The sequence below is a fragment of the Falsiroseomonas stagni DSM 19981 genome (assembly GCF_900114315.1).
GTDB lineage: Bacteria > Pseudomonadota > Alphaproteobacteria > Acetobacterales > Acetobacteraceae > Falsiroseomonas > Falsiroseomonas stagni.
Genome location: NZ_FOSQ01000020.1, coordinates 39,683 through 49,643, shown reverse-complemented (window position 1 = coordinate 49,643; position 9,961 = coordinate 39,683). Strand labels below are relative to the sequence as shown.

Sequence of the window (9,961 nt, the reverse complement as noted above, 5' to 3'; positions counted from 1 at the left end):
AAGGCACCGGCGAAGGCCGCCGCGAAGCCGAAGGCGACGGCCGCCAAGGCACCGGCGAAGGCTGCTGCGCCGGAGCCGATTCCCGAGGCCCCCCCGGCACCGGCGCCTGAGCCTGCGCCCAAGCCCGCCGCGAAGCGGGCCGCACCGAAGCGCAAGGCCGCGGCGCCCGCACCCGAGGCCCCGGCCGCCGAAGCCGCGCCGGAACCCGCCCCCAAGGCGCGCTCCCCCCGCCCGGCCCGCGCCAAGGCCGAGAAGCGGGAGAAGGTGCCCCTCGCGCTGCTCGACCGCCTGGTCGAAGCCGCGCGGAAGTCGCTGGACGAGGACAAGGCCGAGGAGATCACCATCCTCGACGTCACCGGCCGCGCCGACTACGCCGACCGCCTGGTGATCGCGACCGGCCTGTCCGACCGCCAGATCCAGGCGATGGCCAGCCATCTGGAGGACGCCTTCGAGAAGGAGGGGCTCAAGCTCCGCCGCGACGCCACCCAGGCCTCCCCGGATTGGGTGCTCATCGATGCCGGCGACCTGGTGATCCACCTGTTCAAGCCGGAGGCCCGCCAGCTCTACGCGCTGGAACGGATGTGGGGGCCGGACAGCCCCGGCGCCTCCGCCATGGACCAGACGCCGCTGCCCGATGACGGCAGCGTGCCGGAACCCGGTATCGAGGACGACGACGAGGCGTGACCCGCGGCGGAGCCGCCCAATAATGCGCGGCCTTGGCCTTGTCGCGATCGGGCGCATCAAGCCCGGGCCGGAGAAGGCGCTGTTCGACCAGCACGCTGCGCGGCTGCGCCCCGCGCTGGCCGTGACGGAACTGCCGGAAGGGCAGGGGGCGAATGCGGCCGAGATCCGGCGGCGGGAGGGCCAGGCGATCCTGGCCGCCCTGCCGCCCCAGGCCTTCGCGGTGGCGATGGACCTCGGCGGCCAGGCGCCGACCAGCGAGGCGCTGGCCGCGCTGGTCGAGAAGTGGGAGGGCCTGGCGCGGCCCATCACCTTCGTGATCGGCGGGGCGGAGGGGCTGGACCCCGCCGTGCTGGCGCGGGCGGATCATCGCCTGTCGCTCGGCCCCCTGACCTGGCCGCATTTCCTGGTCCGCGGCCTGCTGGCGGAGCAGCTGTTCCGGGCGCAGGCGATCCGGACCAATCACCCTTACCACCGGGCCTGGCGGCCGTGAGGGATCAGTCCAGCGCCTGGGCCAGCATCAGGCGGTGGCCTTCCGGGAAGGCCACCACCATCTCCCGCATCCCGTGCGGGCGGTCGCTGGGCGGGTTGAGGATCAGGGCGCCGCGGGCGGCGAATTCCGCGTGCAGCGCGTCGATGTCATCGACCTCGAGATAGCCGAACCAGCTGTGGTCGCCGGTCTCGGCCGCCGGCAGGGCATCGGGGCAATGGCCCATCATCAGGCGCACGGCGCCGCGCGTCAGCAGGCGCCAGCCCGTCATCTCCGCCCATCCCAGGGTGAAGCCCAGCGCATCCCGGGCATAGGCGGCGCTGGCATCCAGATCCTTCACCGCCAGCACGAAGGCGAAGGGGCGCATCTGTTCATCATCCATGGCGGCGGGTCCTGAGGGGGCGCATGAACCTGCCCCTGGCGCCGCGCTTCGGCTACCCTGGGGGCCACACCGCGCCGGAGTATCCCCGCATGTTCGCCCTGTTGTTCCTCCTCGCCATCGCCTGGGTCGGCGTCCATGTCGGCGTCTCCGGCACCGCGCTGCGGGGCCGCCTGGTGGCGGCGCTGGGGGAGAAGCGGTTCCTGCTGGTCTATTCCATCCTGTCCTTCGTGCTGGTCTTCGCCATGGTCCTGGCCTGGCGGCGGGCGGAGACGACCATCCTCTGGGCCGCGGCCCCGGGACTGCGCTGGGTGCTGGCCTTCCTGATGCTGCCGGTCTTCATCCTGTTCGTGGCCAGCCACAAGCGGAACCCGACCGCCTTCGGCAACAAGGGCCTGGGGGAGGAAGCGCGCGGCATCCAGCGCATCACCCGCCATCCCATGCTGTGGGCCTTCGGCGGCTGGGCCACGATCCACATGATCGGCAACGGGGATACGGCGGCGCTGGTCTTCTTCGGCGCCTTCGCGGTGACGGCCTTCCTCGGCATGCCCTCGATCGACGCCAAGCTGGCGGCGCGGCATCCCGAGGCCTGGCCGGCCTTCGCGCGGCAGACCTCCATCCTGCCCTTCGCCGCCATCGCGCAGGGGCGGAACCGCCTGGCGCTGAAGGAGATCGGGCTGATGCCGCCGCTGGTGGGGCTGCTGATCTGGGCGGCGCTGCTGCATTTCCACCGCGGCATCTTCGGCGTGCCGGCGCTGATCATCGGGGGGTGATCACGACGCCTTGAAATCGCCCCGCGGTGCCGGCATTCCCTGCGGCAACCGGGGGTATCGATTCGATGCAGGAAGTCCTGACGGCGGCGGATGCCGACGCTTCGCCGCGCGCGCGCCTGGCGCGCCTCATCCTCTCCAGGGGTTTCCAGCACAGCGTCACGGCGCTGATCCTGCTGAATGCCGTGACGCTGGGGCTGGAGACGTCCGACAGCGTCATGGCCGCCTGGGGCGGGCCGCTGGTGGCGGTGGACCAGGTGCTGCTGTGGATCTTCACGGCGGAACTCGCCTTGCGCATCTACGCCTTCCGCGGCCGCTTCTTCCGCGACCCCTGGGGCATCTTCGACCTGATCGTGGTGGGCATCGCCTGGGCGCCGGCCAGCGGGCCGCTTTCCGTGCTGCGCGCGCTGCGCGTGCTGCGGGTGCTGCGGCTGGTCAGCGTGGTGCCGTCGCTGCGCAATGTGGTGGAGGCGATGCTGGCCGCGCTGCCCGGCATGGGCAGCATCGTGCTGCTGATGGCGCTGATCTTCTACGTCTTCGGCGTGATGGCGACCAAGCTGTTCGGCGACGTGATGCCGGAGCAGTTCGGCGACCTCGGCACCGCGCTGTTCACGCTGTTCCAGCTGATGGCGATGGATGATTTCGGCAATGTCGTGCGCCAGGCGATGGAGCATGTGCCGCTGGCCTGGCTGTTCTTCTTCCCCTTCACCATCCTGGCCACCTTCGTGGTCCTGAACCTCTTCATCGGCGTGATCGTGGAGAGCATCCAGACGCTGCGCGAGCAGCGCGACGGCGTGGATGCCCGCGCGGCGGAGGTGGCGGCCGAGGCGGCGCGGAGCGAGGCGCATCTGGACACGCAGCTGCTGCTGCAGGAGATGCGGGCGCTCCGCGCGGAAGTGGCGGCGCTGCGGGCGGCGGCGGTCAGGGAGTGATCCTGAAGCCGCGCTCCGCGGGGACGTATTGGCGCCAGTCCATCGCATCGCCGGGGATGCCGGCCAGCACCGCCTGCACATCCGCCGTCACCGGCGGCATCTCCCGGTAGTAGCTGTGGCGGGGGGCCAGGGCGCCCACCCCCGATACCAGCGCGCAATCCACCAGCGTGACCTTGCGCGGCAGGTCGCTGAGGGTCCGCGGACCTGCGCCGCCCAGCCGGTCCGGGTTGGATTTCGTCGTATCGCTGACCTGCAGCACCCGGTCATTGGCGGCGTAGTAGACATGCACCGCGGTCGCGAGTTCAGGCAGGCGTTGGAACTTGTGCGGCATCTCGAAGGCGTCGTTGTCCTCATCCGCCGCCATCAGGAAGATGTTGTCGAACAGGCGGGGCATGCAGCCCGGCTTGATATCCTGGCCGAAGGCCCGGATGGCGTGGCGCAGCGCGAAATTGCCCATGGAATGCGCCAGCAGGTGGATGCGCTGGCCGCAATTCTCCTCCCTCGACATGTCCTTCACGAAATCCACCAGCTTCTTCAGCGCCCGCGCCATGGCGCTGGCGGAGGCCTCGGCATCCGTCCGGTCGTTGAAATAGGCGAGGCGCAGCTTGGAGGAATCGGCGCTCAGATCCGGCGTCACGGTGCGCCCGTCGGAGGGCCAGGAAAACACCGCCACCTCCAGCGGCCGCTTGGCCGTTGAATAGACCTGGCGGAGCTGCGCCGCATTCTCCAGCGCTTCCTTGAAGCTGCAGTTGAAGCCGTGGATGAAGATCAGCAGGTCCGCCTTGTTCTCCCGCATCCGGGCCCGCAGCGCCGGCAGGGCTTTGTCGGACCCGTAGGTCGGCGCGAGCTTCTTGGCGGGGTCGCCGGGCTCCACGATGTCCGGGATCACCTCCACCTTCTGCACGCTGTAGGATTTCGGGTCGTGCGGCTTCTTCCCCTTCACCGCCACCTCGGCATAGCCGTAGCGGACGCAGAAGGGCCCGTCCGGGTTGTAGCTCGTGCCGAAGGGCTCCGCCGGATTGCCGGTGGCGTTGCGGTTGGTGGCGAAATAGACTGTGGCATCCATGGGGACGTTCCTTGGCGTCGGGTGCGGAACGTAAACACACCGTGATGAAAGCGGGAAGCCATCGTCGCCGCCGGGGCGGGTTTTGCGCCCGCGCCCCGGCGGGTTAAAGCGGGGCACCCCCGCCGGAGACACCCCATGCCCGCACCCGCCCGCCGCCCCGTGATGCTCGCCATCCTCGATGGCTGGGGCTGGAGGGAGGAGGTGGCGGACAATGCCGTGCGCCAGGCCGCCACCCCCTGCTTCGACGCGCTGTGGCAGGCGGGGCCGAGGAACTTCCTGCACACATCGGGCCTCGATGTCGGGCTGCCGGCGGGGCAGATGGGCAATTCGGAGGTCGGGCACCTCAACATCGGGGCCGGCCGCGTGGTGATGCAGGATCTGGTGCGCATCGATGCCGCCTGCGCGGATGGGTCGATCGCGACCTTGCCGGCGCTGGTCGCGCTGCTGGCGAAGCTGAAGGCCAGCGGCGGGCGGCTGCATCTGATGGGGCTGCTGTCGAAGGGTGGCGTGCACAGCCACCAGGACCATGCCATCGCGCTGGCGAAGGCGGCGACGGCGCAGGGCATCCCGGTGCTGGTCCATGCCTGGACCGATGGCCGCGACACGGCGCCCGACAGCGCAGCGGGCTTCGTGCGGGACTTCGAGGCCGCGCTGCCGGCGGGTGCCCGCATCGCGACGGTCTGCGGCCGCTATTTCGCGATGGATCGCGACAATCGCTGGGAACGCGTCTCCCAGGCCTATGACGTGATGGTCACGGGCAAGGGCGCGCGCCACCCGACGGCGCAGGCCGCCATCGCCGCGGCCCATGCGGCGGGCAAGACGGATGAGTTCATCCCCGCCACCGCCATCGGCGATTACGGGCTGCGCGCGGATGGCGACCGGGACGGGATGCGGCACGGGGATGGCCTGCTCTGCTTCAACTTCCGCGCCGACCGGGTGCGGGAGATCATGACGGCGCTGCTCGACCCGTCCTTCACCGGCTTCGTGCCCGATCCCACGGTGCGCTTCGTGGGCGCGGCGGGGCTGACGGAATACAGCAACGCGCTGGCGCCCTTCATGGCCGCGCTGTTCCCGCCGCAGTCGATGGCGGACATCCTGGCCGCCGTCGTCAGCAAGGCCGGGCTGAAGCAGCTGCACATGGCGGAGACGGAGAAGTATCCGCATGTCACCTACTTCCTGAATGGCGGGGAGGAAGCGGCCTATCCCGGGGAGGATCGCGTGATGGTCGCCTCCCCCAAGGTCGCGACCTATGATTTGCAGCCGCAGATGTCGGCGCCGGAGCTGGCGGAGAAGGCGGTGACGGCCATCGAATCCGGGGCCTATGACCTGATCGTGCTGAACTTCGCCAATGCCGACATGGTGGGTCATACCGGCAGCCTGGAGGCCGCGATCAAGGCCTGCGAGGCGGTGGATGCGGGCCTCGCCCGCATCGCCGGCGCGGTGCGGGAGGCGGGCGGCTGCCTGCTGGTGACGGCGGACCATGGCAATGCGGAGATGATGCGCGACCCCGTCACGGGCGGCCCGCATACCGCGCATACGACGAATGTGGTGCCGGTGCTGCTGATGGGCGCGCCCGCTGGCGCGACGCTGGCGGAGGGGAGGCTGGCCGACCTGGCCCCGACGCTGCTGGCGCTGCTGGGGCTGCCGCAGCCGGCGGCGATGACCGGGACGTCGCTGCTGCGCTGACCTGCCGTGGGGAAGGCGCTGCCTTCCCCACACCCCATCCGCCCAAGGGACCAATGGGGCCGAACCGCCCCTGGACCGTCTTCGGTGAAAACCCCCTGGTCCAGGGGGCGGTTGCCCCCTGGCAAGGGGGGCGCGGGGGGAACAGAGTTCCCCCCGCATCACGCGCAGGACCTCATGCCCCGTCGCCTCGGCCCCCACCGCATCATCGACCTCCCTGCCGCCGCTGGCGCGCATCTCCCCCGCATGCCCTGGTCTCATCGCGTGCTGCTGGAGAATCTGCTCCGCACCGCGGATGCCGAGACCGCGAAGGCCGGCCAGGCCGCGCTGATCGCCTGGCTCGCCACCGGCCGCAGCACCGCCGAAATCCCCTTCGCCCCCGGCCGCATCCTGATGCACGACACCACCTGCGGCCCGGCGTTGGTGGATATCGCGGCGATGCGGGATGTGCTGGCGCAGGCGGGCGGCGATCCCGCGCGGCTCAACCCGGCGGTGCCGGTCGCGACCTCCGTCGATCATTCCGTCGCGGTGGATCTGGCGGGCACGCGGGAGGGCCTGGCCCACAACATGGCGCGGGAGATGGCGCGGAACGCGGAGCGCTACCGCTTCATGAAATGGGCGTCGCAGGCGGTGAACGGGTTCCGGGTGTTCCCGCCGGGCACGGGTATCATGCACACCATCAACCTGGAGCGCCTGGCCACCGTCGTCACGACGGAGACGCGCGGTGGCGAATCCTGGGCGGTGCCGGACACGCTGGTGGGCACGGACAGCCACACGCCCATGGTGAATGCCATCGGCGTGCTGGGTTGGGGCGTCGGCGGGATCGAGGCGGAGGGCGTGATGTTCGGCGTGCCTGTCGCGCTGCGCATCCCCGATGTGGTCGGCGTGCGGCTGACGGGCGCGCTGCCGGAGGCTGTGCTGGCGACGGACCTGGCGCTGGTGGTGACGGAGCGCCTGCGCCGGGCCGGTGTCTCCGGCGAATTCGTGGAGTTCTTCGGCCCGGGTGCGGCGACGCTGACGGCGATGCAGCGCGCCGTCGTCGCCAACATGGCGCCGGAATACGGGGCCAGCACGGGCTGCTTCGCGATCGATGGCGCGACGCTCGATTTCCTCCGCGCCACGGGGCGGGGCGAGGCGCAGGTGGCGCTGGTGGAGGGTTATGCGCGGGCCAATGGCCTCTGGGCCGATCCCGCCGCGGATCCGCGCGTGACGGCGCTGGTCGAGATCGATCTCTCGGCCTTGCGGCTTTCCCTGTCCGGTCCCAGGCGGCCGCAGGACCGGCTGGACACGGCGGCGGTGCGGGCCGCGCTGGCGCCGATGCGGGGCGCGGCCGCGGGCGCGATCCCGGCCGATGCCGTCGCCATCGCGGCCATCACCTCCTGCACCAATACCAGCGATACGGGGCTGCTGATCGCGGCGGGGCTGCTGGCGCGCAACGCCCGCGCGCTGGGGCTGTCGACGCAGCCCTGGGTGAAGGCGTCCCTGACGCCCGGATCGCCGGCGGCCGAGCGGCGGCTGCGGCGCGCGGGCGTGCTCGAAGACCTGGAGGCGCTGGGCTTCGCCATCGTCGGCCATGGCTGCGCCACCTGCATCGGCAATGCCGGGCCGCTGCTGGCGGATGTGGCGCGGGCGGTGGAGGCGGAGGGGCTGAAGCCCGTCGCCGTGCTGTCGGGCAACCGCAATTTTCCGGGGCGCGTCCATGCGCAGATCGATGCCGCGCTGCTCGCCTCCCCGCCGCTGGTCGTCGCGCATGCCATCGCGGGACGCGCCGGCATCGACATCGTGCGCGATCCGCTGGGCCATCGCGGGGATGGCCGTGCCGTGACGCTGGCCGATCTCTGGCCCGGCGCCGCGGCGGTGGAGGCGCTGCTCGCCACCGCGATGGACCCGGGCGATGTGGAGGCAGCGGCGGCGGAGGCCGAGGCGGCGAGTCCCTGGGCGGCGCTCGCGGCGCCCGCCACCGCGCGCTTCCCCTGGGACGCCGCCAGCACCTATCTCCGCCCGCCGCCCTTCGTCACGCTGGCGCCGCCCGAAGCCGGGGCCTTCACCGCGCATCCGCTGCTGGTGCTCGGCGATGACATCACCACCGACCACATCTCCCCCGCCGGCGCGATCCCGGCGCGCAGCGATGCCGCCGCCTGGCTGGTGGAGCGCGGCGAGGATCCGCGCGACCTCAACGTCTATGCGGCCCGGCGCGGGAATTGGGAGGTGATGCTGCGCGGCCTGTTCACCAACCGCACCGTGGTGAACCATCTCGCCCCCGGCCTGCCGCCCGGCCACACGATCCATGCGCCGAGCGGGGAGGCGCTGCCCGCCTGGCGCGCCGCCGCGCGCTATGCCGCGGATGGCGTGCCCGTCGTGATCGTGGCGGGGGAGCGCTACGGCACGGGGTCGTCGCGCGACTGGGCGGCCAAGGGGGCGCAGCTGCTGGGCGCGCGGGCGGTGCTGGCGAACAGCTTCGAACGCATCCACCTCGCCAACCTCATCGGCATGGGCGTGCTGCCGCTGCGCCTGCCGGAGGGCTGGCGGCCGGCGACGATGGGCCTGCGGCCCGGCGACACCATCGCGGTGGCGCTGGATGCCGATGCGCTGGCGCCGCGCGCGCCCGTTACCGTCTCGATCCATCGCGGGGATGGCCGGGTGGAGCCGGGCATCGCCACGGCGCTGCTGGATACGGCCAGGGACGTGGCGCTGATCCGTGGCGGTGGCATGATCCCCACCATCCTGCGGAAAGCGCGGGAGGGGGAAACACCATGAGCGACGATCTTCTGCCCGGCTGGTCCGACCACATCATCGAGACACCCGGCGGCGCGCGCATCCGCGCCCGCCGCGGGGGCTCCGGCCCGCCCCTGCTGCTGATGCACGGCAACCCGCAAAGCCACGTCATCTGGCACCGCATGGCGCCGGAACTGACGAAACATTTCGACTGCGTGGCGATCGACCTGCGCGGCTACGGGGACAGCACCGGGCCGGGCGACCTGTCCCTGCCGTATTACGACCCCGCCGACTACACCTTCCGCGCCATGGCGCAGGATGCCGTCGCCGTCATGGCCCATTTCGGCCACACGCGCTTCAACGTCTGCGGGCATGACCGTGGCGGGCGGGTGACGCACCGGATGGGGCTGGACCATCCGGAGGCGGTGATCCGCGCCGCCATCATGGACATCCTGCCGCAGCGCCATGTCTATGCGAACATCACCAAGGACTGGGCGATGAAGTCCTGGCACTGGGTCTTCATGCCGCAGGAGGAAGGGCTGCCGGAACGGATGATGGAATCGGTCCCCGCGGACTGGTTCATGGCCCGCAAGATCGGCAAGAAGGGCATGGGCATGTCGATCTTCGACCCGCGCGCCGTCGCCGAATACGTCCGCTGCTTCACGCCCAAGACCATCCGTGCGTCCTGCGCCGACTACCGCGCCTGCGCGACGCTCGACCTCGCCATGGACAATGCCGACTACGAGGCCGGGAAGCGCCTGGCCTGCCCGGTGCATGTGCTGTGGGGCAGGCTGTCCCATACCCAGGCGGTGTTCGACAATGTGCTGCCGGTCTGGGCCGACTATGTCACGGGCCCGCTCTCCGGCCGCGCGGTGCGCAGCGGGCACTACCTGGCGGAGCACGCGCCGGAGGAGGTGCTGGCGGAGATCCTGCCCTTCTTCCAGGGATAGGCCCCCGCATCACGGCCCGGTGAGGGGGCGGGTTTCGTTGCGGGGCGCGCCCCGCCACGCTTGCCCCCGCCGGGGTGGCGGGGCATGGAGGTTGCGGTGAGCGCGAACCCAATCCTTGCCGGGGGCTGGCCGTGACGAGATCGCTGCCCACGCGCCCGACGCCGCCGGCGGAAACGCCGGGCGGGGCAAAGAACCGGGCGCTTCCGCCCGGGGGGGCGAAGAGCCGGGCGCTTCCGCCCGGGGGGGCGAAGAGCCGGGCGCTTCCGCTCGGGGGGGTGAACAGCCGGGCGCTTCC

At 71.5% G+C, this 9,961-nt stretch carries 9 protein-coding genes; 7 read left to right on the top strand and 2 right to left on the bottom strand.

The window, feature by feature from the left end; translation table 11 throughout:
• Both rsfS and BM041_RS27760 read left to right on the top strand, forming a co-directional pair.
• Positions 1-684 (top strand): ribosome silencing factor (rsfS, locus tag BM041_RS27765; protein WP_342713822.1); only part of this gene is annotated, 684 nt, incomplete at its 5' end.
• Positions 685-706: 22 nt separating this feature from the next.
• Positions 707-1,174: a 23S rRNA (pseudouridine(1915)-N(3))-methyltransferase RlmH gene (locus BM041_RS27760; protein ID WP_092963176.1), complete on the top strand. Its 468-nt coding sequence runs from the start codon at positions 707-709 to the stop codon at positions 1,172-1,174.
• A gap of 4 nt (positions 1,175-1,178) precedes the next feature.
• Here BM041_RS27760 and BM041_RS27755 read toward each other — a convergent pair whose 3' ends face one another.
• Positions 1,179-1,553 carry a VOC family protein gene (locus BM041_RS27755; protein ID WP_092963175.1) on the bottom strand — a complete coding sequence of 125 codons (375 nt, stop codon included), beginning with the start codon at positions 1,551-1,553 and terminating at the stop codon, positions 1,179-1,181.
• A gap of 23 nt (positions 1,554-1,576) precedes the next feature.
• Here BM041_RS27755 and BM041_RS27750 point away from each other — a divergent pair, with 23 nt between their 5' ends.
• Together BM041_RS27750 and BM041_RS27745 are read left to right on the top strand one after the other, a co-directional pair.
• A complete protein-coding gene (locus BM041_RS27750; protein ID WP_092963174.1) occupies positions 1,577-2,323 on the top strand; it encodes an NnrU family protein in 747 nt (248 codons plus the stop codon).
• A 65-nt stretch (positions 2,324-2,388) separates the two neighbouring features.
• A complete protein-coding gene (locus BM041_RS27745) occupies positions 2,389-3,252 on the top strand; it encodes an ion transporter (RefSeq protein ID WP_092963173.1) in 864 nt (287 codons plus the stop codon).
• Here BM041_RS27745 and BM041_RS27740 read toward each other — a convergent pair.
• A complete protein-coding gene (locus BM041_RS27740; protein WP_092963172.1) occupies positions 3,242-4,318 on the bottom strand; it encodes an alpha/beta hydrolase in 1,077 nt (358 codons plus the stop codon). The genes BM041_RS27745 and BM041_RS27740 overlap by 11 nt on opposite strands.
• A 135-nt stretch (positions 4,319-4,453) precedes the next feature.
• Between BM041_RS27740 and gpmI the strand changes: the two genes are divergently transcribed.
• From gpmI to BM041_RS27725, 3 genes are all read left to right on the top strand, one after another.
• Positions 4,454-6,004, top strand: a complete 1,551-nt coding sequence (gene gpmI, locus BM041_RS27735) for a 2,3-bisphosphoglycerate-independent phosphoglycerate mutase (protein WP_245762294.1) — start codon at positions 4,454-4,456, stop codon at positions 6,002-6,004.
• Between the two features lie 174 nt (positions 6,005-6,178).
• Positions 6,179-8,758 (top strand): aconitate hydratase AcnA, encoded by a 2,580-nt coding sequence (gene acnA / locus BM041_RS27730; RefSeq protein ID WP_092963171.1) that lies wholly within the window; start codon positions 6,179-6,181, stop codon positions 8,756-8,758.
• The gene (locus tag BM041_RS27725) at positions 8,755-9,666 is read left to right on the top strand and encodes an alpha/beta fold hydrolase (protein WP_092963170.1); all 912 of its coding nucleotides are present in this window, start codon (positions 8,755-8,757) and stop codon (positions 9,664-9,666) included. Before acnA ends, BM041_RS27725 begins: the two co-directional genes overlap by 4 nt.
• The last annotated feature ends 295 nt before the right edge of the window (positions 9,667-9,961 follow it).